At 69.8% G+C, this 26,438-nt stretch carries 23 protein-coding genes and 1 tRNA gene; 10 read left to right on the top strand and 14 right to left on the bottom strand.

All coding sequences use genetic code 11. The annotated features are described in order from the left end of the window. Positions 1-32: 32 nt before the first annotated feature. The 3 genes from Q9R08_RS19995 to Q9R08_RS20005 all read left to right on the top strand — a co-directional run bounded on the left by Q9R08_RS19995 (position 33) and on the right by Q9R08_RS20005 (position 2,712). On the top strand, positions 33-935 hold the full coding sequence (locus Q9R08_RS19995) for a MetQ/NlpA family ABC transporter substrate-binding protein (protein ID WP_308869956.1): 903 nt from the start codon (positions 33-35) through the stop codon (positions 933-935). An 87-nt stretch (positions 936-1,022) separates the two neighbouring features. Beyond that, positions 1,023-2,060, top strand: coding sequence for a methionine ABC transporter ATP-binding protein (locus Q9R08_RS20000; RefSeq protein ID WP_308869957.1), 1,038 nt, complete (start codon positions 1,023-1,025; stop codon positions 2,058-2,060). Next, the gene (locus Q9R08_RS20005; protein WP_308869958.1) at positions 2,053-2,712 is read left to right on the top strand and encodes a methionine ABC transporter permease; all 660 of its coding nucleotides are present in this window, start codon (positions 2,053-2,055) and stop codon (positions 2,710-2,712) included. The genes Q9R08_RS20000 and Q9R08_RS20005 overlap by 8 nt, the downstream gene beginning before the upstream one ends. Positions 2,713-2,794: 82 nt before the next feature. On the opposite strand, the gene Q9R08_RS20010 is transcribed toward Q9R08_RS20005, so the two are convergent. The 9 genes from Q9R08_RS20010 to Q9R08_RS20050 all read right to left on the bottom strand — a co-directional run bounded on the left by Q9R08_RS20010 (position 2,795) and on the right by Q9R08_RS20050 (position 12,355). Continuing rightward, positions 2,795-4,381: an alpha/beta hydrolase gene (locus Q9R08_RS20010; protein WP_308869959.1), complete on the bottom strand. Its 1,587-nt coding sequence runs from the start codon at positions 4,379-4,381 to the stop codon at positions 2,795-2,797. Further along, positions 4,378-5,556 (bottom strand): DNA polymerase III subunit delta', encoded by a 1,179-nt coding sequence (locus Q9R08_RS20015; RefSeq protein ID WP_308869995.1) that lies wholly within the window; start codon positions 5,554-5,556, stop codon positions 4,378-4,380. Before Q9R08_RS20015 ends, Q9R08_RS20010 begins: the two co-directional genes overlap by 4 nt. 86 nt (positions 5,557-5,642) lie before the next feature. Then, a complete protein-coding gene (gene tmk / locus Q9R08_RS20020) occupies positions 5,643-6,254 on the bottom strand; it encodes a dTMP kinase (protein ID WP_308869997.1) in 612 nt (203 codons plus the stop codon). Positions 6,255-6,316: 62 nt separating this feature from the next. Beyond that, on the bottom strand, positions 6,317-9,037 hold the full coding sequence (gene topA / locus Q9R08_RS20025; RefSeq protein ID WP_308869960.1) for a type I DNA topoisomerase: 2,721 nt from the start codon (positions 9,035-9,037) through the stop codon (positions 6,317-6,319). 67 nt (positions 9,038-9,104) lie between these two features. Next, positions 9,105-9,422, bottom strand: a complete 318-nt coding sequence (locus Q9R08_RS20030) for a helicase (RefSeq protein WP_308869961.1) — start codon at positions 9,420-9,422, stop codon at positions 9,105-9,107. A gap of 280 nt (positions 9,423-9,702) precedes the next feature. Then, the gene (locus Q9R08_RS20035; RefSeq protein ID WP_308869962.1) at positions 9,703-10,038 is read right to left on the bottom strand and encodes a TadE family type IV pilus minor pilin; all 336 of its coding nucleotides are present in this window, start codon (positions 10,036-10,038) and stop codon (positions 9,703-9,705) included. Continuing rightward, a complete protein-coding gene (locus Q9R08_RS20040; protein WP_308869964.1) occupies positions 10,035-10,277 on the bottom strand; it encodes a DUF4244 domain-containing protein in 243 nt (80 codons plus the stop codon). Before Q9R08_RS20040 ends, Q9R08_RS20035 begins: the two co-directional genes overlap by 4 nt. 111 nt (positions 10,278-10,388) lie before the next feature. Next, positions 10,389-11,432 carry a type II secretion system F family protein gene (locus Q9R08_RS20045; protein ID WP_308869966.1) on the bottom strand — a complete coding sequence of 348 codons (1,044 nt, stop codon included), beginning with the start codon at positions 11,430-11,432 and terminating at the stop codon, positions 10,389-10,391. Next, on the bottom strand, positions 11,417-12,355 hold the full coding sequence (locus tag Q9R08_RS20050) for a TadA family conjugal transfer-associated ATPase (protein WP_308869998.1): 939 nt from the start codon (positions 12,353-12,355) through the stop codon (positions 11,417-11,419). The genes Q9R08_RS20045 and Q9R08_RS20050 overlap by 16 nt, the downstream gene beginning before the upstream one ends. An 813-nt stretch (positions 12,356-13,168) precedes the next feature. Between Q9R08_RS20050 and acs the strand changes: the two genes are divergently transcribed. Further along, positions 13,169-15,163: an acetate--CoA ligase gene (gene acs / locus Q9R08_RS20055; protein ID WP_308869968.1), complete on the top strand. Its 1,995-nt coding sequence runs from the start codon at positions 13,169-13,171 to the stop codon at positions 15,161-15,163. Positions 15,164-15,314: 151 nt separating this feature from the next. On the opposite strand, the gene Q9R08_RS20060 is transcribed toward acs, so the two are convergent. Next, a complete protein-coding gene (locus Q9R08_RS20060) occupies positions 15,315-15,782 on the bottom strand; it encodes a RidA family protein (protein ID WP_308869970.1) in 468 nt (155 codons plus the stop codon). A gap of 2 nt (positions 15,783-15,784) precedes the next feature. Beyond that, entirely contained in the window at positions 15,785-16,000 is a 216-nt protein-coding gene (locus tag Q9R08_RS20065; protein WP_308869972.1) for a DUF4177 domain-containing protein, read from the bottom strand. A gap of 109 nt (positions 16,001-16,109) precedes the next feature. Between Q9R08_RS20065 and Q9R08_RS20070 the strand changes: the two genes are divergently transcribed. From Q9R08_RS20070 to Q9R08_RS20090, 5 genes are all read left to right on the top strand, one after another. Further along, positions 16,110-18,908, top strand: a complete 2,799-nt coding sequence (locus Q9R08_RS20070) for a transglycosylase domain-containing protein (RefSeq protein WP_308869973.1) — start codon at positions 16,110-16,112, stop codon at positions 18,906-18,908. Next, a complete protein-coding gene (locus Q9R08_RS20075) occupies positions 18,908-19,840 on the top strand; it encodes a metallophosphoesterase (RefSeq protein WP_308869975.1) in 933 nt (310 codons plus the stop codon). Before Q9R08_RS20070 ends, Q9R08_RS20075 begins: the two co-directional genes overlap by 1 nt. A gap of 95 nt (positions 19,841-19,935) precedes the next feature. Next, positions 19,936-21,534, top strand: coding sequence for a hypothetical protein (locus Q9R08_RS20080; protein WP_308869976.1), 1,599 nt, complete (start codon positions 19,936-19,938; stop codon positions 21,532-21,534). A 17-nt stretch (positions 21,535-21,551) separates the two neighbouring features. Beyond that, positions 21,552-21,625 (top strand) — tRNA-Pro (locus tag Q9R08_RS20085). A gap of 54 nt (positions 21,626-21,679) precedes the next feature. Continuing rightward, on the top strand, positions 21,680-22,456 hold the full coding sequence (locus tag Q9R08_RS20090) for an HAD-IIB family hydrolase (RefSeq protein WP_308869978.1): 777 nt from the start codon (positions 21,680-21,682) through the stop codon (positions 22,454-22,456). A 123-nt stretch (positions 22,457-22,579) separates the two neighbouring features. On the opposite strand, the gene Q9R08_RS20095 is transcribed toward Q9R08_RS20090, so the two are convergent. Beyond that, positions 22,580-23,977, bottom strand: coding sequence for an alpha-hydroxy acid oxidase (locus Q9R08_RS20095; RefSeq protein WP_308869979.1), 1,398 nt, complete (start codon positions 23,975-23,977; stop codon positions 22,580-22,582). A gap of 12 nt (positions 23,978-23,989) precedes the next feature. Continuing rightward, positions 23,990-24,766, bottom strand: coding sequence for a FadR/GntR family transcriptional regulator (locus Q9R08_RS20100; protein WP_308869980.1), 777 nt, complete (start codon positions 24,764-24,766; stop codon positions 23,990-23,992). Positions 24,767-24,903: 137 nt separating this feature from the next. Between Q9R08_RS20100 and Q9R08_RS20105 the strand changes: the two genes are divergently transcribed. After that, a complete protein-coding gene (locus Q9R08_RS20105; protein WP_308869981.1) occupies positions 24,904-25,734 on the top strand; it encodes a DUF1295 domain-containing protein in 831 nt (276 codons plus the stop codon). A gap of 18 nt (positions 25,735-25,752) precedes the next feature. On the opposite strand, the gene Q9R08_RS20110 is transcribed toward Q9R08_RS20105, so the two are convergent. After that, positions 25,753-26,400: a thymidine kinase gene (locus tag Q9R08_RS20110; RefSeq protein ID WP_308869982.1), complete on the bottom strand. Its 648-nt coding sequence runs from the start codon at positions 26,398-26,400 to the stop codon at positions 25,753-25,755. Positions 26,401-26,438: the final 38 nt, after the last annotated feature.

Genomic DNA, 26,438 nt, shown 5'->3' on the forward strand with positions numbered 1-26,438 from the left:
CGACACGGGCCTCGATCCACAGGAGCACGCACATGTCCACGCCCAAGAAGCTCATCGCCACGGCAGCGCTCGCGCTGCCCCTTGCCCTCCTCCTCGCCGGCTGTGCGGGAACCGGGACGGATGCCGCGGCCGGCGGGTCCGCCGAGGACGAGGTCGTCCGCATCGGCGTCGTCGGCGCCGGCGACCCGTACTGGGAGACCTACAAGGAGGCCGCTGCCGAAGAGGGCATCGAGGTCGAGCTCGTGGACTTCAGCGAGTACACGCAGCCCAACCCCGCACTCTCGGCCGATGAACTCGACCTGAACCAGTTCCAGCACATCATCTACCTCGCCACGTACAACGTGCAGAGCGACGACGACCTGCAGCCGATCGGCGCCACCGCGATCTACCCGCTGGGCCTCTACTCGACGCAGTACGCGTCGGTCGACGACATCCCCGAGGGATCCACGGTCGCCGTGCCGAACGACGAGTCGAATCAGGCACGTGGGCTTCTCGTGCTGCAGTCGGCCGGACTCATCGAGCTCGCCGAGGGCGGCTCGGTGTTCTCCACCGTCGCCGACGTGCTGCCCGAGTCGAAGGTGAAGGTGCAGGCGCTCGACGCCGCGTTCACCGCGACCTCGCTCCCCGACGTCGCGGCCGCGATCATCAACAACGACTTCGTCGAGGACGCCGGCCTGAGCTTCGACGACGCGATCGCCACCGACGACCCGTCCGACCCGAGCGCGTTCCCGTACATCAACATCTTCGCGGCCAAGGCGGAGGATGCCGACAACCCGACGTACCTCAAGCTCGTGGAGATCTACCAGAACACGCAGGACGTCCTCGACGGCGTCGTCGAGGCGTCAGGCGGCACCGCCGTGCTCGTCAAGACGCCCGTCGACGAGCTCCTCACGTCGCTCACCGACGTCGAGGACGACATCCGCGCCAATTCGTAAGACCGCCACATCGCGGCACTCGCCTGTGCGGCCCGCCGGCGCCTCGTGCGCGCGGGCCGCACACGCGCGTTCCGCCGAGGAGCACCCATGACCCTCATCCGCCTGAGCGGCGTGACCAAGACCTTCCCGGCGTCCGCCAAGGATGCGCCACCCATCTTCGCCGTGGACGACGTCTCGCTCGATGTCGCGGCCGGCGAGGTCTGCGGCATCATCGGCTACTCCGGCGCCGGCAAGAGCACGGTGCTGCGACTGGTGAACGCACTGGAGACTCCTACCAGCGGCACGGTGGAGATCGACGGCCGCGACATCACCCGTCTCCGCGAGCGCGAACTGCGTGAACTGCGCGGCGACATCGGCATGATCTTCCAGCAGTTCAACCTCTTCGACTCGCGCACCGTGGCCAAGAACGTCGCATACCCCCTCGAGGTCGCCGGTCGCCCGCGGGCCGAGATCGCGGCGCGCGTCGACGACCTGCTGCGGTTCGTCGGCCTGGCCGACAAGGCGCGCAGCTACCCCGAGCAGCTCTCAGGCGGGCAGAAGCAGCGCGTCGGCATCGCTCGAGCGCTCGCGACGAGCCCGCGCATCCTGCTCGCCGACGAGGCCACGAGCGCACTCGATCCCGACACCACGCAGGAGGTGCTCGCCCTCCTCGCACGCATCAACGCGGAGCTCGGCGTCACGATCCTCGTCATCACGCACGAGATGGACGTCATCCGCACGCTCGCCGACCGCGTCGTCGTGATGGAGAACGGCCGCATCATCGAGAGCGGCGCCGTCTTCGACGTCCTGTCGGCGCCCCGTCACGCGGCGACGCGCCGGTTCGTCGCCAGCATCATCGAAGACGTGCCCGCCGGCGACCAGTTGCGCACGCTGCGGGATCGCCACCCCGGACGGATCGTGACGTTCACGGTGCGCGAGGGCGACGTCACCCAGGCGGACGTGTTCGCCGCACTCTCGTCGCACGGCGTGCGCTTCGAGCTCATCCACGGCGGGATCAACGACATCGCCGGGCGCGTGTTCGGACATCTCACGCTGGCGCTGACCGGAGAGGCGGATGCCGTGCAGCAGGCGATCGACGCCGCGTCGGCGTTCGCGCCGCTCATCGAGGAGGACGCCCGTGGATAGGCTCGTCGATCTGCTTCCCGAGCTCTGGGCGGCGACGGCGGAGACGCTGTACGTAGTGTCGCTGAGCCTCGTGTTCGGCGGCATCGCCGGCCTGTTCGTCGGGTTGGCGCTGTACGCGACGCGACCGGGGAGTCTCTTCCCGAACCGGTTCCTCTTCGGGACCATCAACGTCATCGTCAACTTCTTCCGACCGATCCCGTTCGTGATCCTGCTCGCCGCCGTGCAGCCGATCGCCCGCAGCGTCGGCATCCCGGGAATCGGTCCGGAGTTCGGCATCTTCGCGATCACCATCGCGTCGCTGTTCGCGATCAGCCGCATCGTCGAGCAGAACCTGCTCACGGTCCGGCCCGGCGTCATCGAAGCGGCCCGGGCCACCGGCGCGAGCCGCTCGCGGATCCTCCTGCGCCTGCTCCCCCGCGAGGCGCTCGGCCCGCTGATCCTCGGCTACACGTTCATCGTCGTCGCGCTCGTCGACATGACCGCCATCGCCGGTGCGGTGGCGGCCGGTGGCCTCGGCGAGTTCGCGATCGTCTACGGCTTCAAGCAGTTCAACCCGTGGGTCACCTGGGCGGCTGTGCTCGTCATCATCGTGATCGTGCAGGCTGTGCAGTTCATCGGCAACGCGCTCGCCCGCAGAGTGCTGCGACGCTGAGCACTGCGGCGGTCGCGGTCGCGGCGGCATGAGAGAAGCGGATGCCGCGGCTGCGGCATCCGCTTCTCTCATGCGTCGGGATTCACTCGCAGCGCAGGCCGTCCTCGGGCGGCGTGCCGTCGAGCAGGTAGGTCTCCACCGCCGAGTCGACGCACGCATTGCCCTTGTTGTAGCCGGTGTGACCTTCGCCGACCCGGGTGACCAAGACGCCGGACGACAGCTGCTCGGCCAGCGAGACCGACCACTCGTACGGGGTCGCGGGGTCGTTCGTCGTGCCCACGACCACGATGGGCGCGGCGCCGTCCGCCGTGATCCGCTCGCGGACGCCGGTCGCCGGGTACGGCCACACCTCGCAGGGGTCTGGCCCGCTCCAGTACGGGGCGACGGTCGGCGCCTCGGCAGCGAGCAGTGCCTCCGCGGCAGCCTGCTCCTCCTCGGTCGCATCCACCGGGTAGTCCATGCAGTTGTACGCGCGGAAGGCCTCGGTCTGGTTGTCGAGGTAGGCGCCGTCCTGACGGTTGTAGTAGAAGTCCGCGAGCTGGAACGCCACGTCCGCGTTGCCCTCGAGCACGTCGCTGAGCGCGGTCGTCAGGTAGCCCCAGCTGTCCTGCGAGTAGAGGGCCGCGACGATCGCCGTCATGAGCGAGTCGGCGCCGAGCATGCGCCCGTCTCCGTTGCGGATCGGGTCGCGGTCGACGCTCGCCAGCAGCGTCCCGAGATCGGCCATCGCCTCGTCCACGGTGCCGCGGAACGGGCACTCGTCGTCGGTGAGGCAGTCGGCCATGTAGGCGCGCAGGGCGGACTCGAAGCCGATGCCCTGGGTGATCCCGACGTCGAGCCCGGGGATCGAGGGATCGATCGCGCCGTCGAGCACGAGGCGCCCGACCTTCTCGGGGAACAGCTTCGCGTAGGTCGCGCCCAGGAACGTGCCGTAGGAGTAGCCGAGATAGTTCAGCTCCTTGTCGCCGAGCACGGCGCGGAGCAGATCCATGTCGCGGGCGGCGTTGTCGGTCGTGATGTAGGGCAGGATGCCGTCACTGTTCGCCTCGCACGCCTCCCCAAACTCCTGGTGCCGGGCCAGCAGCTCGTCCTTCCAGGCATCCGTTCCCCGTGCGGCCTGCGGGATATCGAAGAGGTACGCGTCCATCGCGCCCGGGTCGAAGCACGTGACGGCGGTCGACTCGCCGACGCCGCGCGGATCGAACCCGATCACGTCGAAGCGCTGACGCACCGGGTCGCTCACGGCGAACGAGACCGAGTCGCGGATGAGTCCCACGCCGCTCGCACCCGGTCCGCCCGGGTTGGTGAGCAGTGAGCCGATGGGCTCGCCGCCTCCCTCGGCACGGCTGCGGATGACGGACAGCTCGATCTCGCCCTTCGACGGGTCCGTCCAGTCCAGCGGAGCGGTCACCGTCGTGCAGTCGAAGCCGTCGCAGTCGGTCCAGGCGAGCTCCTGCTCGTAGAACGGGAGCAGGTCGGCCGGCACGCCGTCGACGTCCGCCGCCTTGCTCGACGTCGGACGCGGCGACGCGTCGGGGATCATCGCAGAGAGACACCCGCTCAGGAGGACGGATGCCGCAGCGAGGCCGGCCACAATGGCGGCGACTCTCGTGCGCGTGCCGAGCCGGGAGAACGGCGATGGCCGGGATCGGCCGGGGGTGGGGTTCACGGGGTCCTTCCGCTTGCGACGGTGACGAGCATGCTCTCCAGCGCCAGCGCCGGCGCGGCATTCAGTTCGAGATTCTCACGGGTGACGCCGATGCGATCCACGACCGTCAGGGTGCGCTCAGGCGTCCAGGCGGCGGCCAGCGCACGCAGCTCGGGCTCGAGCTCGCGGTTGATGAGGACGCCGTCGCGGCCGAACTGCAGCATCAGCACGTCGCGGAACATGGACTCGAGATCGGTGAGCACGCGATCGATGCCGTCGCGCAGACTGCGGGTGGCGCGGCGCTTCTGGTCGTCTTCGAGGGCGGAGAGCTGTGAGCGCACCGCCGGCGGGACGGCGGCGCCTTCGGCGATGCCGAGGGTGCGCAGGAGCGAGGCGCGCTCCGCCTCGTCGCGCTCTGCCGTGAGCGCCTTGGCGTCGTCGGTCGCCGCGGCGACGATCGCTCCCGCCACCTCGACGGCGTCTCCGACCCCACGCACCGCCAGGACGCCCCGCAGCGTGGCGTCGCGGCGCGCGCGGGCTGCGGCATCCGTCGCCAGTCTCTGGGCCATGCCGATGTGACGCTGGGCGTGTCTCGCCGACTGCTCGGCGATCACGGGATCGACGGCGCTGCGTCGAACGATGAGATCGGCGACGTCGGCGATGTCGGGCTCCCGCAGCCGCAGGGTGCGCACGCGCGAGCGGATCGTGGGGAGGAGGTCGGCGTCGCTCGGCGCGCACAGCACCCACACGGTGCGCTCGGGAGGCTCTTCGAGCGCCTTCAGCAGAACGTTCGACGTGCGCTCCGCCATGCGGTCGGCGTCTTCCATGACGATGACGCGGTACCGGCCCAGCGATGGTGAGAAGTACGAGCGCTCGACAAGCGCCCGGGCGTCCTTGATGGAGATGATGACGCCTTCGGTGCGCAAGGCCGTCAGGTCGGGATGGGTGCCGGCCAGCACCTGCTGCATCGCCCGCTCGTCGCCCGGCTCGGCGATGAGGGCCGCCGCGAACGCATGCGCCAGCGTCGAGCGGCCCGACCCCGGCGGGCCGGTGATGAGCCACGCATGCGTCATCGACGCGGGATCGGTTGCCGCCTCGCGCAGTGCGGCGACCGCCTCGGGCTGTCCCCAGACATCGCCCCACGGCAGGCCTGCGACCGCCGTGCCGGCGTCGTCTCCGCCTCGCGCACCGGTCATCGACGCGTCGTCCGCAAGGGTGACATCGGCGACCGGGTCCATGCGGACCAGCCTAACCGCGACCTCCGACGACAAGCGCCGCCGGCTCAGGCGAGAAGGGCGGCCACGTGCTCGCGCACTGCTGCGGCGAGCTCGTCGGCGGGGCGGGCCGCGTCGAGCACGAGGAAACGGGCGGGCTCGGCGGCCGCGAGCGCCAGGAACTCCTCGCGTACGCGGGCGTGGAAGTGCTCCTTCTCTGCCTCGAGCCGGTCGAACGGCTTGTCGTCGGCGTCGAGCCGTGCGCGCGCCGTCGCGGGATCGAGGTCGAGCAGCACGGTCACGTCGGGCAGCAGGCCCTCCGTCGCCCACAACGACAGCTGGCGCACCTCGTCGCGGCCGAGCACCCGCCCGGCGCCCTGGTAGGCGACGGACGAGTCCAGGTAGCGGTCTTGGATCACGACATCGCCGCGCACGAGGGCGGGCCGCACCAGCGTCTCGACGTGGTGCGCACGATCCGCGGCGTACAGCAGGGCTTCGGCACGGGCGGCGACCTCGCCCCGGTGGTGCAGGACGATGTCGCGGATGAGCACGCCCACCTCGGTGCCGCCCGGCTCCCGGGTGCGCACCACGGTGCGCCCGGCATCCGTCAGCCACTCCTCGAGGAGCGCCGCCTGGGTGGTCTTGCCGACCCCGTCGCCGCCCTCGAACGTGACGAACAGGCCGGCCGCCGACGGCCGCCCTTCGGCGGGCTCAGGAACCGATCGTGCCGCCGTGTCCGCCGTCACTTCTTCTTCGCCGCGGGCTTGCGGGTCGTCGTCGTGCGTCGCGCGGGGCGCTTGGCCGGACCCTTCGCCCGCTTGTCGGCCAGCAGCTGCACCGCCCGCTCGAACGTGACCTCCATCGCGTCCTCGCCGCGCGGGATCGTCGCGTTCGTCTCGCCGTCGGTGACGTACGGCCCGAAGCGGCCGTCCTTCAGTTTGATCGGCTTGCCGCTGGTGGGGTCCACCTCGAACTCCTTCAGCGCCGAGGAGGCGCCGCGGGCGCCGTACTTCGGCTGCGCGTAGACCGCGAGTGCCTCTTCGAGCGTGATGTCGAAGATCTGCTGCTCGCTCTGCAGCGTCCGCGAGTCGGTGCCCTTCTTGAGGTAGGGACCGTAACGGCCGTTCTGCGCGGTGATCGGCTCCTGGGTCTCGGGGTCGACCCCGACGGTGCGCGGGAGGTCGAGCAGCTGCAGCGCGGTGTCGAGGTCGATGGTGTCGACCGACATGGACTTGAACAGGGACGCCGTCCGCGGCTTGGGCGCGGCCTCCTTCTTCGCACCGCGCTTCTTCGGCGCCGGCTCGGGCTCGACCGCGACGACCTCGCCGGTCTCCTCGTCGACCTCTTCCGCCGCGGGCGGGTCGGTCTCCTGCACATACGGGCCGAAGCGTCCGTCCTTCACGACCACGAGCTTGCCGTTGGCCGGGTTCTCGCCCAGCACGCGGTCGCCTGCGACGGGTGCGTCGATGAGCTCCTGGGCACGGGCCGGCGTCAGCTCGTCGGGCGCGAGATCCTCGGGGATGTTGACACGGCGGGGCTCGGCATCCGGATTCTCCTTGTCGGGCACCTCGAGGTACGGCCCGTACTTGCCGAACCGCAGGGTGGCGACATCGCCGATCGGCGTGGAGTTGAGCGCGCGGGCGTCGATCTCGCCCAGGTTCTCGACGATGTTGCGGAGGCCCACGTGGTCGGTCGAGCCGAAGTAGAACTCCTGCAGCCAGTCCTGGCGCTTCTGCTCGCCGCGCGCGATGGCGTCGAGGTCGTCCTCGAGGGCCGCCGTGAAGTCGTAGTCGACGAGGTCGGCGAAGTGCTGTTCGAGCAGGCGCACCACGCTGAACGCGAGCCAGCTCGGGATCAGGGCCTGACCTCGCTTCGTGACGTAGCCGCGGTTCAGGATCACGTCGATGATGCTCGCGAAGGTCGACGGGCGGCCGATGCCCTTCTCCTCCAGCGCCTTGACGAGGCTGGCCTCGGTGTAGCGGGGCTTGGGGCTCGTCGAGTGTCCCTTGGGCTCGACCTCGCGAAGCCGCAGTACGTCGCCCACTGCCATGGCGGGAAGCGCCTGGTCGTCGGACTTGTCGGCGTCGCTGCGCTTCTCGTCGCGGCCCTCTTCGTAGGCCTCGAGGAAGCCCTTGAAAGTGTAGACGGTTCCGGATGCCGTGAACTCGGCACGACGCTCGCCCGCCTGGACCTCGAGGGTCACGGTGGTCGTCTCGTACTTCGCGTCCGACATCTGGCTGGCCATCGTGCGCTTCCAGATGAGGTCGTACAGTCGCAGTTCGTCGCGGTCGAGCTGACTCGACACGTCGGAGGGCGTGCGGAACGTCTCCCCCGACGGGCGGATCGCCTCGTGCGCCTCCTGGGCGTTCTTGCTGTTGTTGCGGTAGGTGCGCGGGTTCAGCGGCACCGATGCGGCGCCGTACATCGCGACCGCCTGCTCGCGCGCGGCCTGGATGGCCTGCGTCGAGAGCGCGGTCGAGTCGGTGCGCATATAAGTGATGTACCCCTTCTCGTAGAGACGCTGCGCCACGCCCATGGCGTGCTTGGCGCTCATCGAGAGCTTGCGTCCGGCCTCCTGCTGGAGCGTGGACGTCGTGAAGGGGGGCTTGGGGCTGCGGGTTCCGGGCTTGGACTCCAGAGCGGTGACGGATGCCTCGGCCGCCGCTTCGATGGCAGCGGCGAGTTCGCGCACCTGCGCCTCGTCGAGGACGACGACGGCCTTCTTCAGCTGCCCCTTGTCGTCGAAGTCCGTACCGCGGGCGAGCACTGCACCGTCGACGCGCGCCAGGCGGGTCGAGAACGACTCGTCGATCCCCTGGGGACGGTTCGGCGCGGCGAGGGCTTCGATGTCCCAGTAGGACGCCGAGACGAACGCCATGCGCTCGCGCTCGCGATCGACCACCAGGCGGGTGGCGGCCGACTGGACGCGGCCCGCCGACGTGCCCTGCTGCACCTTGTACCAGAGCACAGGGCTGACGTCCCAGCCGTACAGGCGGTCGAGGATCCGGCGGGTCTCCTGAGCGTCGACGAGCGCGAGGTCGAGCTCGCGCGTGTTGCCGACCGCGGCCTGGATGGCGTCCTTGGTGATCTCGTGGAACACCATGCGCTTGACCGGGACCTTGGGCTTCAGCGTCTGCAGCAGGTGCCACGCGATGGCTTCGCCTTCGCGATCTTCATCGGTGGCGAGCAGGAGCTCGTCCGCTCCCTTCAGCGCGCGCTTGAGCTCGGCGACGGTCTTCTTGCCGCGCTCGCTCTCGACGTAGTAAGGGTCGAAGCCGTTCTCGACGTCGATCGAGTACTTCCCGTACGCCTGCTTCTTGTCTGCCGGGATGTCGCGCTTATCCGCGAGGTCGCGGATGTGACCGACCGAACTCAGCACCTCGTAGCCGTCGCCGAGATACCCCTGGATCGACCTCATCTTCGTCGGTGACTCGACGATGACGAGCTTCTTGCCTTCTGCCAACGGGGGCGTCCTTTCTTCGACGCAAACCATACACGCCAGTTATCGGTACAGGCGCTGTGAGCCGGGATCACGGCGGTGGCCCTGCGCGGGCGGCGGCCCACGCGGTGATCGGTCCCAGCCGCGCCGAGACGGTGATCGTCGCGATGAGCGCGTCCAGGTCGCAGGCCTCCATGACTGCTCCGAACGTGCCGGCGACCTCGGCAGCACGCTCGCACGGGACTCCCGGAATCGCACCGGACGCGGCGTCCGCGGCGGCAAGCGCCCCGGCGTCGGCAGCCGCTGCCAGCCGCTGCCCGGCGACCGCCGCGCCGCCGACCATCGCGAGACCTGATGCGAGAACCGCCGCGGCGGCCACGATACCGGTCACCGCCGTCGTTCCCGGCATCAGCCGCCCCCGCCGCTCGAGCCGGCGCCGCGCGGCGGAGCCGACACATCGCCCGGCAGGGCAGGCGTCGGGGCCGCCGGGACGACAGACGACAGGGCCGGCGGGCGCGGCGGGACGACAGACGACAGGGCCGGCGGGCGCGGCGGGACGACAGACGACAGGGCCGGCGGGCGCGGCGGGACGACAGACGACAGGGCCGGCGGGACGACAGGCAGGAGTTCCGGCGGGCCCGCCGGGACGACAGAGGGCAGGGCGGGCCCACGGCAACCCGTTCGCCGTGTCAAAGTCCACCGCCCAGTGCGCAGCCCGTGGCGCTGATGCGAAGTCCCAACAGCGCCGACGCGGACGCGCTCACGCACACCAGATCTCCGCGCGGGGCGATGTCGACGGATGCCCCGGCCACCGCTGCCGACACGGCCGAGCGCGCACGCTCGTCCGACTCACCGCGCGCGCTCAGGCGCGCGGCGTCCGCCACGGCGTCCTGCAGGCGCACCTGCCGCGACGCGCCGGCGAGCGCTCCGACTCCGACGACCAGAACGAGGACGAGAGCGGGCAGCGCGACCGCGAACTCGGCGACGACCGACCCGCGGTCGTCGCCCAGCCGCGGACGGGTCATGCCACCGTGAGCGCGCGCCGCACGAGATCCGTGAGGATGCCGCGGACCTCGTCGCTGCGCATGATGACGACCAGCAGGCCCGCGAACGCCACAGCCGCCATCGTCGCGATGGCGTATTCGGCCGTCGCGGCGCCCGTGTCGTCGGAAGGCGTGCCGTCGACGCGGCGCGGACGGAAGAGGCGCTCCGCGCGTCGACGGGTCAGAGTCGGCAACGAGGACGCGCTCCAGGGGAAGGACATGATTTCTCCGTTCGATGGAAGGGATGTGCGGGCACGGTCTGGGGAGCCGGGACGCGGTGAGCCGAGCGGCCCGAGTCGCGTGTGGGGCTGGATGCCTCGAGGTCGACGCGGTCACAGCGAGACCGACATCGTCGACATGACGCTCAGCATCATCGGGGCGACTCCGAGCAGGAGGAACGCGGGCAGCGTGCAAGCTCCGAGCGGGAGGAGCAGGCGGGACGACAGCCGCGCGACCCGCAGCCGTCCGTCGATGCGAGCCCGGTGGCGGGCGTGGGCGGCGGATGCGCGCAGGAGCTCCACCGCGGGGACGCCGGCGGTGCGGGAGAGCGTCAGCACCGCATCCACGTCATCGCTTCCGGGCTTGCGTGCGGTGGTGTCACGCGGTGCCGCCGCTGGCCCGACACCGGGGACGTCGTCCGTCGGCGGCCTCGCGCGGGATGCGCGGGCATCCCGAACGACCGAGCGGGCCCGATCGATCGAGACGCCCCCGGTCAGCGCGATCGCAACGAGCTCGGCTTCGAGGCCGGGGATGTCATCGGACGCGTGCGCGCTGCGTACGAGCCGCGACGTCCAGAGCTGAGCCACCACCATGAGGATCGCGCCACCGGCGAGGCAGGCGAGGCCGAGCGGGTTGGTGAAGAGCGTCCCGAAGGTGTCGAAGCCGAGCGCTGCTCCCAATCCGATCGCCACGAGCGGCAACCAGCTCATCAGCCGGGCCGTCCCGGCCGGTTCGGCGAGCGCGACACGCACATCGTCGGCGGCCTCGTTCGCATCGCGCAACGCCACGGCCAGCCCGCGCAGGCACTCGGCGAGGGGCGCTCCGACGACGAGGGCGACCTGACAGGCCGCTCCGACATCTGGCCAGGCGCCCGTGCCCGCTGCCGCAACCGCCTGAGGCAGCGGCATCCCCGCGTCGATCGACGACACGACCAGCGCCGCGGAAGGTTCACCCGAGTCGGCGAGGTGCTGCCACGCTCTCGCGGGAGACACCCCGGCCTGCAGCAGTACGGCGAGGCGCAGCACCGTCTCTGCGACATCCGCCGCCGGCGGCGCCGACGAGCGCGGGCTCCGCCGCAGCGAGCGACCGCGCGGCCGCACACCACCGGACCCGCCCGCGGACGCCGGCTGCGGGCGCGTCATCACTCGCCGCCCCATCGCATCTCCTCGATGGCGAGCCGACCGTCGCCGTCCAGCACCGGACGACCGGCCGCGACGATGCGCCGTGCTCCGTCCGTGTCTCTCTCGACATGCAGCACCAGTCCGATCGCGCTGGCCGCCTGGCGCGCCAGGGCACGATCGTCGAGCGCCGCGAGGGCCCCGAGCGCCTCGAGCCGTGCGGGCACGTCCTGCAGGCTGTTCGCGTGCACCGTGCCGGCGCCGCCGTCGTGACCGGTGTTGAGCGCCGACAGCAGCTCGCGCACCTCGTCGCCGCGGCACTCGCCGACCACGAGCCGGTCCGGACGCATGCGGAGGGCTTCACGCACAAGTCGCGCCAGGCCGATGCCACCGGCGCCCTCGATGTTGGGCTGGCGCGCCTCCAGCCGGACGTGATGCGGGTGCGCGATTCGCAGCTCGGCGACGTCCTCGATCGTGACGATCCGCTCGTGCTCGGGAGCCTCCGCGAGCAGCGCGGCCAGCAGGGTGGTCTTCCCGGCACCCGCCGCGCCCGAGACCAGGAGGTTCGCGCGTCCCGCGATCGCCTCTCCGAGCCGGCGCCGCATGCGTTCGTCGAACATGCCCGTGCGCTGCAGGTCATCGAGCGTCGCGACCTCCAGGCGCGGCACGCGGATCGAGAGCACGGTTCCCTCCGGCGCGATCGGCGGCAGCACGGCGTGCACGCGGATGCCGCCTCCCAGCCGCACGTCGACACACGGCGTCGCGTCGTCGATGTGCCGCCCGCCCGCACCGATGAGTGCGACGGCGAGATCGCGTACCTCTTCTTCTGTGGCCCGCCACTCGCGTGCCGCGACGACCCCCGCGCCGCGATCCACGAAGAGCCCCGCGCCGCCGTTGACGAAGACGTCGGTGACGTCGGGATCCTCGAGGTATGCCGAGAAGGGCGCGAGCACCGCGGGCAGCTCGTCCGCGGTCCTCCGCGCCCGCGGTGACGAGTACCCGCGATCCCTCGGTGCATCGTCGCGCGGGGCCGGTGCCGCTGAGCCGCCGCGGCGATGCACACCGCCGAGCGGCGCCGCCTCCTCGGTGGCGCCACGACGGGCCGGCACCCAGGCACCACCCGGTTCGCGCCATGCGGGGGGTGCGCCGGTGCGTTCGACAGGTGCGCGCTCGACGGTTGCACTCTCAGGACTTGCCCGCTCGACCATCATGCTCTTGACCATCGGACGCCAAGCCGTCACGCCTGCGGCGTCAGCCCCCTCACGGGCAGGCCGGGTCGCGGCATCCCACCGGTCCTTCATCGCCGGCGCACTGGCGACGCCGGAGCGGGGGCGGGCGACGAAGGGAGCGGACATGCCCCGACGCTATGAGCGAAGCAGCGTCAGACGGGGGCCAACCAAGTCATCCGTGGATGACTCACGTGGGGCAGCCGTTGGGGAGGAGCCGGCCGCGCGTCCGTCGGGACCGCTCCCAAAAATTAGAGGCGGCATCCCATGGGGGGAATGGGATGCCGCCAAGCGCGGGCCCGAATTCGGGGGGTGACGTCGGGCGCCGCAATGCCAGAATCGAAGTTCGGCCAACGGTCAGCATATGCGAGGTAGGGATCCTGACAAAACGAAAAGGAGAGGATTCTCACTGATATATCGGTCCGAGTCCAACATTGCCGTGCCACCTACTATCGGGGGTAGTCGCCCCCGGCGGCTCTGGGTACATTTCCTGGCAGACTCGCCGACACCCTTCGGCGCCCACCTCAGCCCGCAAAGGAGCGCGCTCCCATGAGCGAACAGTCACCTGTCACGCAGCCCGGCAGCAGCCAGATCGACCACCTGCTCACCGAGGATCGGCGCTTCGCACCCAACGCCGACTTCGCCGAGAATGCGGTGGCGACGGCCGAGCTCTACGAGCAGGCGAAGACCGACCGGCTCGGTTTCTGGGCCGACAAGGCGCGCGAGCTCCACTGGCACAAGCCGTTCACCGAGGTGCTGGACTGGTCGAACCCGCCATTCGCCACGTGGTTCGCCGACGGCGAGCTGAACGTCGCCTACAACTGCCTCGACCGTCACGTCGAGGCGGGCAACGGCGACCGTGTCGCGCTTCTCTGGGAGGGTGAGCCCGGCGACGAACGTCGAGTGACGTACGCCGAGCTCACTGACGAGGTGAAGCGCCTCGCGAACGTGCTGGAGGGGCTCGGCATCGGCCAGGGCGACCGTGTCGCGATCTACCTGCCGATGATCCCCGAGGCGGTCGCCTCGATGCTGGCGGTCGCGCGCATCGGCGCCGTCCACTCCGTCGTGTTCGGCGGGTTCTCGGCCGACAGCCTGCGCGCCCGCATCGACGACGCCGGAGCGAAGCTCGTCATCACCGCCGACGGTGGCTACCGCAAGGGCAAGGTCTCCCCGCTCAAGCCCGCCGTCGACCTCGCCCTCGGCGATCGCGGCACCGGCGAGCAGGAGACCGTCGAGCACGTTCTCGTCGTCAAGCGCGGCGACAATGAGGTCGACTGGACCGACGGCCGCGACCTGTGGTGGCACGATGTCGTCCCCGCCGCGTCCGCCGATCACGAGGCGCAGGCCTTCCCCGCCGAGAACCCGCTGTTCATCCTCTATACGTCAGGCACCACGGGGAAGCCGAAGGGCATCCTCCACACCTCCGGCGGCTATCTCACGCAGTCGGCCTTCACCAACAAGGTCGTCCACGACATCCACCCCGAGACCGATGTGTACTGGTGCACCGCCGACATCGGCTGGGTCACCGGCCACACCTATGTCACGTACGGTCCGCTCGCGAACGGTGCGACCCAGGTGCTCTACGAGGGCACGCCGGACACGCCACACCCCGGCCGGTGGTGGGAGATCGTGCAGAAGTACGGGGTCACGGTGCTCTACACCGCTCCCACGGCGATCCGCTCCTTCATGAAGCTCGGACGCGCGATCCCCAAGCAGTTCGATCTGTCGTCGCTGCGGCTGCTCGGCTCGGTGGGCGAGCCCATCAACCCCGAAGCATGGATGTGGTACCGCAAGATCATCGGCGGCAAGACCGCGCCGATCGTCGACACGTGGTGGCAGACCGAGACCGGCTCGATCATGGTGTCGGCGCTTCCCGGCGTCACCGAGACGAAGCCCGGCTCGGCGCAGGTTCCCCTGCCCGGCATCTCGATCGACGTCGTCGACGAGGACGGCACGCACGTCGGCAACGGCAACGGCGGGCTCCTCGTGGTCACCGAGCCGTGGCCGTCGATGCTGCGCGGCATCTGGGGCGACCCCGAGCGCTTCGTCGAGACGTACTGGGAGAAGTTCCAGAAGCAGGGCTACTATTTCGCCGGCGACGGCGCGCGACTCGACGATGACGGCGACGTCTGGCTGCTCGGCCGCGTGGACGACGTCATGAACGTGTCGGGACACCGCCTGTCGACCACCGAGATCGAGTCGGCTCTCGTCGGGAACGAGGCCGTCGCCGAGGCTGCCGTGGTCGGCGCGTCGGACGAGACCACGGGTCAGGCCGTCGTGGCCTTCGTCATCATCAAGCAGTCGTACCTCTCGGAGCACTCCGCCGAGGGCCTCGCCAACACGCTGCGGCTGTGGGTCGGCGAGCAGATCGGCCCGATCGCACGTCCGCGCGATGTGTACATCGTGGGCGAGCTGCCCAAGACGCGCTCCGGCAAGATCATGCGCCGCCTCCTGCGTGACGTCGCCGAGGGCCGCGAGGTCGGCGACACGACCACCCTCGCCGACACCGCCGTCATGTCGGTGATCTCGGCGCAGGTCAAGTAGAAGACGCGGAGAGCGGATGCCGCAGCCCTGGGTTGCGGCATCCGCTCTCCGTTCGCGCGCCTCACTCGCGTGCCCCGTTCGCTCGGGTGTCACGATGCGTTGTCTCCCGCGCGTCGTTGCCGCGCGTCGTGACATTCGAAGAAGCGCGGTGTCAGGCGTAGGAGAAGACGACCTCGACCTCGACCGGGGCGTCCAGCGGCAGCACGGGCACGCCCACCGCGGACCGCGCGTGGGTTCCCGCGTCGCCGAAGATCTCACCGAGCACCTCGCTCGCGCCGTTGATCACTCCCGGCTGCCCCGTGAACTCGGGGACGGAGGCGACGAAGCCGGTGACCTTGATCACGCCGGTAAGGCGATCGACCCCGCCGACGGCGGCCGCCGCGGCGGCGATGGCGTTGAGGGCGCTCTGACGCGCGTATCCCTTGGCGTCTGCCGCCGGCACGAGCCCGTCACCCTCGCCCACCTTGCCGGTGGCCGGCAGCGCGCCCGAGACCATCGGCAGCTGGCCGGCGGTGTACACGAGATCGCCGTGCGCCTTGGCGGGCACGTAAGCGGCGACGGGCGGGACCACGTCGGGAAGGGCGATGCCGAGTTCGGCGAGACGATCGCTGACGGTCATGCTCACGCCCCCTCGAACTGCTGGGCGGCCTGGGCTGCGGCATCCAGTCCGGCGTTCTGCTGTCCCCCGCCGACAGGGCGCTTCAAGTAGGCGACGAGACCGCCCTCGGGGCCTGGGACGACCTGGACGAGCTCCCAGCCCTGCTTGCCCCAGTTGTTGAGGATCGCGGCGGTGTTGTGGATCAGAAGGGGCGTGGTGAGGTACTCCCACGTCGTCATCGCGACTCCTCGGGTATGCGGAAAGGGGGGCAGGTGGAGGCTGGGAAACACCTCAGCGGGCGCACGTCTCTGAGGGAATCGCCCAGGTATCTCCCCTACGATCAAGCCTATGCCTGATACCAAACGCACGGCCACAGGTGTGCTCGGCGGACTCGCCGGGCTCGTGGGCCTCAGCGCCGCAGCCGGTGTCCTCATCGCGGCGACGATCACCCCCGCGGTCGCCATCACGAGCACTGCGGCCGAGCGCGCGATCACGATGTTCGACAATCTGCCGAGCTCGCTCGAGATCGACAAGCTCATGGTGCCGAGCAATTTCTACGCCACCGATCCGGCCACCGGCCAGCCCGTGCTGCTGACGAAGTTCCTCGAGCAGGACCGCACGCCGGTGTCGTTCGACCAGATCAACCCGGTCATGTACGACGCCCTGCTCTCCAGCGAAGACCCGCGCTACTACCAGCACGGCGGCATCGATCTCATCGGCACGACGCGTGCGCTCCTCTCGAACGCTCAGGGCGGAGGCGAGACCCAGGGCGGTTCGTCGATCAGCCAGCAGTACGTGAAGAACGTCCTCATCCAGAAGTGCGAGCAGAACGCCACCGATGAGTACGAGACCAACGAGGCCGGCGAGACGGTTCTCGACGAGAACGGCGCGCCGGTCGTGAAGGTCAGTCGCGACCAGGCCCTGCTCAACTGCTGGACGGACGCGACGACCGCCGAGGGCACCGAGGGCTACACCCGCAAACTGCAGGAGATGCGCTACGCGATCTCCCTCGAGCAGAAGTACTCCAAGAACGAGATCCTCCTCGGCTATCTCAACATCGCGAACTTCGGCGGCATCACGTACGGCATCGAGTCGGCAGCCCGCCAGTACTTCAGCACCACGGCAGCCAACCTCACGGTCGCCCAGGCCGCGACGCTCGCCGGCATGGTGCAGAACCCCAACAGCTACCGCATCGACAAGCCGGAGGGGTCGATCGTCAGCTCAGACGGGACGCGGTTCAACAAGGCGCCGGACGGCGTGATCGACGAAGGCGCCAAGCTCGGCGTTCTCGACGACCTCGTGCAGTCAGGCGAGATCACCGAAGAACAGAAGCTCGCGGCCGCCGACGGCTACACCTCGACGAAGGTGCGCCAGCTCTACGTGCTGAGCCGCCTGCTCGACGATGGAAAGATCACGCGCGAGCAGTACGTCGAGGCCGCGGTGTGGCCGATCACACCTGCGGTAACTCCTCCCAAGACCGGGTGCGTCAACGCCCTCGGAGCGGAGTACTTCTGTCAGTACGTGAAGGACGTGATTCTCAACGATCCCGCCTTCGGCGAGACCGCCGAAGCTCGTCGGGCGCTGCTGCAGCGCGGCGGTCTCAACGTGTACACGACGCTCGACCCGCGCATCCAGGAGAGCGCGCGAGACGCGATGTCGAAGAACGCACCGGCCAACCCGACCCTGCCGCCCACGAAGGAGAACCCGAATGGCGGTCGGTTCGGGGCTGCCACGGTGAGCCTCGAAGCAAGCACCGGACGCATCCTGTCGATCACCCAGAACACTCAGTTCAGTGAAGATGCAGCAGTGCAGGACGACCGGACATACTCCTCCCTGGTGTTTGCGGGTGACAAGAAATTCGGAACGTCCGGCGGTTTCGAGGCGGGGTCGACGTTCAAGCTCTTCACGCTCATCGACTGGCTCGAGAAGGGGCACTCGGTCAATGAGACGCTGAACGGAACGCTGCACGTGTTCAAGAAGCTGAAGTCTTGCGAGGGCGACTGGATCAACCAGGGCAACGTTCTGATCAAGAACTTCGCGAACAACAAGGGATACATCGGCAATCCGATGCGATTCACGAAGGACTCGCTCAACACGGGCTTCTTCGCGATGGCGGAGAAACTCGACCTCTGCGACATCAAGAACGTCGCAACTCGTATGGGCGCCACCCTCGCGGATGGTTCAGAGGTCAAGATGAACGGGCTCGGCTCGATCATCGGCTCCAACGCGATGTCACCGATGGCGATGGCGGCGGCATACGCCACCGTCGCGAACAACGGCGTCTACTGTCAGCCACAGGCCATCGACCGGGTGACCGACGCCGACGGCAATGAGATCGCCAAGCCGCAGCGCACGTGCACGCAGGTCATCGCGCCCAATGTCGCCGCGACTGCCGCGTATGCCCTCAAGGGCGTCATGCAGAGCGGTGGCAGTGGCAGCCCGGGCAACCCCGGCGACGGCACCGTCACGATCGGCAAGACCGGTACGCACGAAGCGAAGCAGACGTGGCTGGTGCAGTCGAACACCCGCGTCACGACGGCGACCTGGGCCGGCAACGCCGACGGAAACGGGGACGTCTTCAAGGCGGGCCTCAACAACATCCGATTCGCCATCTCCAAGGCCATCCAGCGCACCGTCGACCAGACGTATCCGGGCGGAGCGTTCCCGGACCCCGACAACGACCTGATCAAGGTGCAACTCACCGACCTCCCGAACGTGGTGGGCCAGACGGTCGAGCAGGCGACGCAGACGCTCACCGACGCGGGGTTCACGGTCGAAGTCGGCGCGCCTGTGGACTCCGACCAGCCCGCAGGCGTCGTGGGTGCGCAGAACCCTGGAGCCGGCAAGGTCGCGGGCGGCAGCACCGTCACGATCAGCCCCAGTAACGGAGAGGGCATCACGGTGCCCAATGTGTCGGGTAGCACGCTCGATGACGCGAAAAAGGCGCTGCGCAGCGCCGGCTTCGGCAACGTCGGCGACGGAAACTGCACCGTCGACGCCGCGCTAGGCACACAGACGAAGGCGACAGCTACGAACCCCGGTGCGGGCTCGCTCGTGAACCGCAACACGTCGATCGCGGTCGATTACTCTGCCGCCGTGTGCGGTGGAGGCGGTCGGGGCCCCGGCAACGGCGGCGGCAACGGCTAGTGCCGTCCGCAGCAACTCGCACCGCCCTCACCGTGCTCGGCACGGTGGGGGCGGTCGGCGCGGGCGCCGCGATCTGGGGCATCGGCATCGAGCGCTACCTGTTCACGGTTCGCTTCCATGACGTGCCGGTGCTTCCCGCCGGCTCTGCGCCGATCCGCGTGCTTCACCTGTCGGACGCGCACATGGCGCCCTGGCAGCGTCGCAAGCAGAAGTGGATCGCGGCGCTCGCCGAGCTCCAGCCCGACCTCGTCGTGAACACCGGCGACAACATGGGCCACGCAGACGGCCTTCGCGGGCTGCGCTCAGCCTTCGACCCGCTGCGCGGCATCCCGGGCGTCTTCGTCCACGGTTCCAACGACCACGCCGCTCCCTCGCCCCGCAACCCGATGAAGTACTTCACGGGGCCGTCGAAGGTGAAGCACACGGCCGAGCCGCTCGACACGCAAGCGCTCGATGACTACTTCACCGACGAGCTCGGTTGGCTCGATCTCAACAACCAGGTCGGAACGATGGATGCCGCGGGCCGCCGTATCGCGGCGTTCGGCGTCAGCGACGCCCACCGCGAGTGGGACAAGCTCGATGTCCTCCCCGGCCTGCTCACGGAGCTGCGCAGCCAGGAGTCCGCGGACCTCACGCTCGGCGTGACGCACGCCCCCTACCGGCGCGTGCTCGACGACTTCGTCGACCTCGGCGCCGACGCGCTGTTCGCCGGTCATACGCATGGCGGTCAGGTACGCATCCCCGGCTTCGGCGCTCTCGTCGCGAACTGCGACATCCCGCTCAGACAGGCGCGCGGACTCAGCGTGTGGGCGAACGGCGGGCGCACCGTGCCGTTGAACGTCAGCGCCGGTCTCGGGCACTCGATCTATGCACCCGTGCGCTTCGCATGCCGGCCCGAGGCGTCCCTCCTGACCCTCCTGCCTCAGGCGTAGCACTCGACTCCTCCCCAGGCAGGCCTTCGGACACTCGGTCCACAGATCGAGGCAGCGTCGGTCCGTGATGCCGGCGCGTCCGGCAGTCTCGCAACGTGCCGAGAACAGATCCTTCGTCCTTCACCCTGACGCCGCGTCGCCCCTCCTTCATCGTGCGCTTCCTGCGGTGGCGCACCCTCCCTCTGCCCGCCTACGTCCTGGTCGTCGTCGTCTTGGCGGTGCTGCTCGTCATGGATATCGCGGCGCCGTCGCATGCTGACGCCGCTGAGCGCGGAACCGGATTCGGCACCTGGGCACCGATCTCGGCCTACGGATGGCACGGCTCGATGCTCGTGGACGGCGTGCACACGTACTGCATCACTCCGGGTGCGCCGGCTCCCACCGGGCCGAGCACCGACCACGGCATCAGCGGATCGGCCGCCGGGCTGTCGCCGCAGCAGCTCGCCGGGATCAACCTCCTGGTGTCCACCTACGGGCAGACCGACGACCCCGTCCAGGCTGCCGCAGTGGCGTGGGCCGTCAAGGCGATCGCCAACCGCGAGGAGACGCTCCACGCGTTCGGCTACCGGGGCGACTCCCTCGCCGGGGCCATCCACTGGACGTTCTCCGCGCTCGCGCCGCAGCACGACCGGGCCGTTCAGGAGCGCGCGGTCGCCTACTACGACGAGGCCGTCCGTGCGGCGCAGAACGCGGTCAACGCGAGCGGCAGTCTGGTGTTCTCGGCCGACCCCGCCGACCACCGGGCTGGCACGGTGCGCGTCGAGGCGACGGCTGCGGCGACCGGGACGGTGACCCTCGCGAACGCCGTCTTCGCCACCACGGGTTCACCCACGCTCGACGGCGCTGCGGCCGGCAGCACCTACGCGATCCGCACGGTCCAGCCTCAGCCTGGCCGGGCGTACACCGTCAGCGGCACAGGCCGCCTGACCGCCGGCCTTCCCGCCGCGGTGCGTCACTACACGACGCCGGGGGGCCAGCAGACCGCAGGCCCGGCGCCCGCCGTGCCGTTCGACATCGCGGGAGCCGACGCCGCCCCGCGTGTCCCCCCGTTCTCGCCGTCCATCTCGACAGAGGTGCCGGCGCGCGAGACGGCTGCGGGCCCGTACATCGACGAGGTCACATTCGCCGCAGAGGACGGATCGTGGCCGCGCGCCGAGAACGGCTCCTACCTGCCCGTGACCGCCCGCGCCGTCGTCTACCGCACCGATGCGGAGCCGGTGCCGGCCTCGGAGGTGCCCGACGATGCGACCGTGGTGGGGACCCTGCAGGTCACGACCGACCCCGCGCTCGGGCCGACAGCGGCCTACACCGTCACCTCACCGTGGGCGATGACGACCCCCGGCTTCTACACAGCGGTGTGGAGCGTGAGCGGTGCCGACCAGGTGGCCGCGGTGGCCGCCCACACCGGACCGGGCTTCGTGTGGACCGAGCGCTTCGGCGAACCGTCGCAGATCGCCGTCATCGCGCCACCCGTCGCGGAGCCGACGCCCGCCCCGACGCCGGCGGTGACCACGCCTGCTCCCGCCGCTGCCGACGTCGCTCCGACTCCTCGGGCGGCCGCACTCGCCGCGACCGGGATCGATGTCGCCGCCGTCCGCACGCCCCTGGCCGTCGCCATCGGCCTCGTCAGCAGTGGCGTCGCGATCCTCGCGTCCCGACGGCCCCGGTTCGGAGCACGGCTCACGATCAGGTAGACTCATGGGGTTGTCGACGGGGTGTGGCGCAGCTTGGTAGCGCGCTTCGTTCGGGACGAAGAGGCCGCAGGTTCAAATCCTGTCACCCCGACAGCGAAGAGGCTCCGCCGCGAGGCGGAGCCTCTGGCATGAAAGGACGGACACCGTGACGGACAGCATCCCGCCCCTTCTCGTCGCCTTCGATCTCGACGACACCCTCGCGCCCTCCAAGAGCCAGATCGACGACCGGATCGGCGAGCTGCTGATCGCTCTCGCCGAGCGCGTCGAGGTCGCGATCATCTCGGGCGGACAGCTCGGCCAGTTCACGACGCAGGTCGTCGACCGGCTTCCGGAGGCGTCCCCCGCCGTTCTGGCGCGGCTGCACCTGCTGCCGACCTGCGGCACTCAGTACTACCGCCTGACCGAGGACGGCGTCGTCACCGTCTACAAGCGATCGCTCACCGACGACCAGAAATCGCGGGCACTCGCTGCCGTCGAGGGCGAGGCGCGCCGCCTCGGGCTCTGGGAATCCGAGACGTGGGGCGACATCCTCGAGGACCGCGGCTCTCAAATCACCTTCTCGGCGCTCGGCCAGCAGGCTCCCGTCGCCGCGAAGACCGCGTGGGATCCGACCGGTGAGAAGAAGAACGCATTGCGCGCCGCCGTCGCTGCGCTGCTGCCCGACCTCGAGGTGCGCTCCGGCGGCTCGACCTCTGTCGACATCACCGAGCAGGGCATCGACAAGGCCTACGGCATGCGCCAGCTCGCCGAGCAGACCGGCATCGCCCTGGACGACATGCTGTTCGTCGGCGACCGCCTCGACCCGGACGGCAACGACTATCCGGTCCTCGCCATGGGCGTTCGCTGTCACGCGGTCGAGGGCTGGGAAGACACCGCCGACTACCTCGAGCAGCTCATTCCGACGCTTCCCGTCCGTGTCTGACGCCGGCCCGCGGACGAGCTTGACGCTCCGCTGGCTGCGCCACGGCCAGCACCCGACAGCATGAGCGCTCGCTCGATGGCCGGAACCCGCGGGTTCCGGCCGTCGAGCGAAACGAGGCTCAGGTCACGCCTGCGGGCGGGACGTGGTGTCCTTCGAGGCCGTCGTCTTCGCGGGACGGGATGCCGCGGCATCCGCCCTTCCGTTCGCCGTCGTCCTCGGAGCACGCGCCGTCGCGCCGGACGCGACACGCACGCGCGGTGCCCCGCCACCGACGGCCTCGGCCGGCGCGCCCGCGAGGGGCATCAGGCGAGTGAGCTGGGTGACGTGACGCGGCTCCAGCTCAGCGATGGTGGACACGCCCAGCAGCTTCATGGTGCGCTCGATCTCGCTGCGGAGGATGGCGATCGTGCGGTCGACGCCCTGCCGCCCGCCCGCCATGAGGCCGTAGAGATACGCTCGGCCGATCAGGGTGAACTTCGCGCCGAGCGCGATCGAGGCCACGATGTCGGCGCCGTTCATGATGCCGGTGTCTACCATGACGGTCGCGTCCTTGCCGACCTCGCGCACCACCTCGGGCAGGAGGCGGAAGGGGATCGGGGCCCGGTCGAGCTGGCGTCCACCGTGGTTCGAGAGGATGATTCCGTCGACGCCGGCATCGATGAGCCGCTTCGAGTCGGCCACGTTCTGCACGCCCTTGACCACGATCTTGCCCGGCCAGATGTCGCGGATGATCGCGAGGTCGTCGAAACTGATCGTCGGGTCCATCGCGGCGTCGAGCAGCTCACCGACCGTGCCGCCGGTGGTCGATAGCGAGGCGAACTCGAGCTTCGGTGTGGTGAGGAAGTCGTACCACCACCAGGGCCGCGGGATGGCGTTGATGATCGTGCCCAGTGTGAGCTGCGGCGGGATCGAGAACCCGTTGCGCTTGTCGCGCAGGCGAGCGCCGGCTACCGGGGTGTCGACGGTGAACTGCAGCGTGTCGAACCCGGCGGCCGCGGCACGGCGGGCGAGCCCATACGATATCTCCCGGTCGCGCATGACATACAGCTGGAACCAGTTGCGCCCGTTCGGGTTGGCCTTCTTCACGTCCTCGATCGACGTGGTCCCGAGGGTGGAGAGTGTGAACGGGATGCCGGCGGCACCCGCCGCGCCCGCCCCCGCGGTCTCGCCCTCGGTCTGCATGAGGCGGGTGAAGCCGGTCGGCGCGATGCCGAACGGCAGGGCCGACGGCCCGCCGAGGATCTCGGTCGACATGTCCACGTGCTCGGCAGGGCGCAGGATGTCGGGGTGGAACTCGACGTCCTCGAACGCCTGCCGTGCGCGGGCGAGCGAGAACTCGCCCTCGGCGGCGCCGTCGGTGTAGTCGAAGGCCGCCTTGGGCGTGCGGCGCTTGGCGATCGTCCGCAGGTCGTGGATCGTGAGCGCCGCCTCGAGCCGGCGCTTGCGGCCGTCGAGTTCGGGCTTCTTGAACTGCATGAGCTCGAGCAGCTCAGCAGGCTTGGGCAGCTGGCGCTGGACCATGGGCGTTGCCTTTCAGGAGATCGGAGCCGTCGCAGCGGATCCGGGGACGGAGTCGGCGGCGGCGGAGCGCGCGAGGCCCGCCGAGGCGTAGTAGCCGACGATGTGGTCATGGACGAGGGTGCGGGCGCGGGCCGCGTCGCCCGCGTCGACGGCGTCGAGGATCGCGTGATGCTCGCGGCGGAGACGGTCGGCCGCGGCATCCCATTGCGCGATGCCGGCCGCCCCGGCCTGCACGTACGACTCGATCGCCGTGCGGAGGCCCGCCATCATCGCGGCGATCACGACGTTGCCCGACGCCTCGGCAAGGGCGAGGTGCAGCTGCGCGTCGAGTGCGAGGAACTCGGTCGCCGTGAGGTCGACGGTATCCATCGCTTCGAGCACGTCACGGGCACGCGCCGTGGACAGCGCCGGGTCGGTCGCGACCGCGTCGACGACGGCAGATTCGAGCACGAGGCGGGTCGCGACGACGTCGTCGAAGGGAAAGCCCTGCGCGGCGACCTGCAGTCGCAGCAGCGCCGACATGCCGCCCTCGGGCGTCGCGATGATGATCGCGCCGGATGTCGGGCCTGAGCCGGTGCCGGTGCGGATGAGGCCCATCACCTCGAGCACCCGCAGCGCCTCGCGCACGCTGGAGCGTCCGACGCCCAGGGTGGCGGCGAGCTCCCGCTCAGGAGGGAGCCGATCTCCCGGGCGCAGCGTGCCGTCGAGCAGGTCGGTCTCGATCTTCTCGAGCACGACGCGCCAGGCGCGCGCCGGTGCGATCGCCGGCGAAGTCGGGGTACCTGCCACGGATCTCCTCGTCGATGTCGGATCCGCATGCCCTCCTCGATGAAGTGCATGATGTGGTCAGACCACGATAACGTGTGGTCCGACCACAGACAACCCGTGTGACGCACGATGTCACCCTCGAGCGATACTCTGACCCCATGGAACCCCTCCCCCTCGTCCTCATCGTCGCGGGCGTCGCTGCCGCGTTCTGCTGGATCACTTCGCTGATCACGAACGAGACGTCGTGGATCGACCGGATCTGGTCGATCGTGCCGGTGATCTACGTGTGGATCTTCGCCGGGGCGGCCCTCGCCGCGGGAGCGGACGCCACGAGACTGGTCGTGATGGCCCTGCTGGTGACCGCCTGGGGGGTACGGCTCACCTTCAACTTCGCGCGCAAGGGCGGCTACACCGGCATGGAGGACTACCGCTGGGCGGTCCTGCGCGGACGCATGAAGCGGTGGCAGTTCCAGGTGTTCAACCTACTCTTCATCGTCGGGTTCCAGAGCGCCCTCCTGGTGCTCATCTCACTGCCGGCCTTCATCGCCTGGCAGCATCCGGCCCCTTTCAACGGGTGGGACGCCGCGTTCGCAGCGATCTTCGCGGCGTTCCTCGTGGGCGAGACCGTGGCCGACCAGCAGCAGTGGGCGTTCCACCAGGCGAAGAAGCGCGCCGGAGGCACGCTCGAGCCCGGATTCCTGACGACGGGACTGTTCGCCTACAGCCGCCACCCGAACTTCTTCTTCGAGCAGGCGCAGTGGTGGGCGTTCTACGCGCTCGGCGCGGTGGCTCTCGTCGCCGACGGAGGCGGCTGGCTCAACTGGACCATCGCCGGCCCGGCACTGCTCACGGTCCTGTTCATCGGCTCGACGGTGTTCACCGAGTCCATCTCGGCCGCGAAGTATCCCGCCTACCGCGACTACCAGCGCACGACCTCGATGCTGGTGCCGCTCCCCCGTCGCCGCGGACGGGCGCCGGAGACGGCCTGAGCGCCGTCGGCCCCGGAGTCACTCCAGGCGCCCACCCGACGCACGCAGGTAATCCTCGGCGCACAGCGATTCGTACGTGATGCGGTCCGCCGTGAGCTCGTCGATGGCGACCTGGTCGCCGTCGAAGACGAACCGGCCGCCGACGAGGCGGGCGTTGAAGAGAGCCTTGCGGCCGCATCGGCAGATCGTCTTGAGCTCTTCGAGGCTGTGGGCCAGCTCCAGCAGCCGAGCCGAGCCGGGGAACGCCTGCGTCTGGAAGTCGGTGCGGATGCCGTAGGCCAGCACGGGCACGCCATCGAACACGACGATGCGCAACAGGTCGTCGACCTGTTCGCGCGTGAGGAATTGCGCCTCGTCGATGAGGAAGCATGCGACATCGACCTCGTGCTCCTCGGATTCCGGGACCAGCGTGGCCGCGGCATCCGCCCTCACACGGGCGCGATGCTCGGCGAACAAGGCCCGGATGTCGTCGTCGGGACCCACGAGGAAGTCGACCGTGCGCTTGACGCCGAGCCGGCTGTCGATCTGGTCGGCACCCTTGGTGTCGATCTGGGGCTTGGCGAGGAGTACATGCTGCCCGCGCTCCTCATAGTTGTACGCGGCCTGCAGGAGCGACGTCGACTTGCCGGAGTTCATCGCCCCATAGCGGAAGTAGAGCTTGGCCACGGATCGAGCGTAGTCGGTGGCGGCGTCACCGCCCGCCC

Origin of the sequence: Microbacterium psychrotolerans (assembly GCF_031085295.1) — a bacterium.
In the GTDB taxonomy this organism is placed as follows: domain Bacteria; phylum Actinomycetota; class Actinomycetes; order Actinomycetales; family Microbacteriaceae; genus Microbacterium; species Microbacterium psychrotolerans.

Bases quoted from the DNA above. Each gene is read 5' to 3' on its own strand.
- Q9R08_RS19995 (WP_308869956.1), top strand. From the start codon at position 33: ATGTCCACGCCCAAGAAGCTCATCGCCACGGCAGCGCTCGCGCTGCCC.
- Q9R08_RS20000 (WP_308869957.1), top strand. From the start codon at position 1,023: ATGACCCTCATCCGCCTGAGCGGCGTGACCAAGACCTTCCCGGCGTCC.
- Q9R08_RS20015 (WP_308869995.1), bottom strand. From the start codon at position 5,556: ATGACCGGTGCGCGAGGCGGAGACGACGCCGGCACGGCGGTCGCAGGC.
- Q9R08_RS20030 (WP_308869961.1), bottom strand. From the start codon at position 9,422: ATGCCGGGAACGACGGCGGTGACCGGTATCGTGGCCGCCGCGGCGGTT.
- Q9R08_RS20035 (WP_308869962.1), bottom strand. From the start codon at position 10,038: ATGACCCGTCCGCGGCTGGGCGACGACCGCGGGTCGGTCGTCGCCGAG.
- Q9R08_RS20040 (WP_308869964.1), bottom strand. From the start codon at position 10,277: ATGTCCTTCCCCTGGAGCGCGTCCTCGTTGCCGACTCTGACCCGTCGA.
- Q9R08_RS20045 (WP_308869966.1), bottom strand. From the start codon at position 11,432: ATGGGGCGGCGAGTGATGACGCGCCCGCAGCCGGCGTCCGCGGGCGGG.
- acs (WP_308869968.1), top strand. From the start codon at position 13,169: ATGAGCGAACAGTCACCTGTCACGCAGCCCGGCAGCAGCCAGATCGAC.
- Q9R08_RS20060 (WP_308869970.1), bottom strand. From the start codon at position 15,782: ATGACCGTCAGCGATCGTCTCGCCGAACTCGGCATCGCCCTTCCCGAC.
- Q9R08_RS20065 (WP_308869972.1), bottom strand. From the start codon at position 16,000: ATGACGACGTGGGAGTACCTCACCACGCCCCTTCTGATCCACAACACC.
- Q9R08_RS20070 (WP_308869973.1), top strand. From the start codon at position 16,110: ATGCCTGATACCAAACGCACGGCCACAGGTGTGCTCGGCGGACTCGCC.
- Q9R08_RS20095 (WP_308869979.1), bottom strand. From the start codon at position 23,977: ATGGTCCAGCGCCAGCTGCCCAAGCCTGCTGAGCTGCTCGAGCTCATG.
- Q9R08_RS20105 (WP_308869981.1), top strand. From the start codon at position 24,904: ATGGAACCCCTCCCCCTCGTCCTCATCGTCGCGGGCGTCGCTGCCGCG.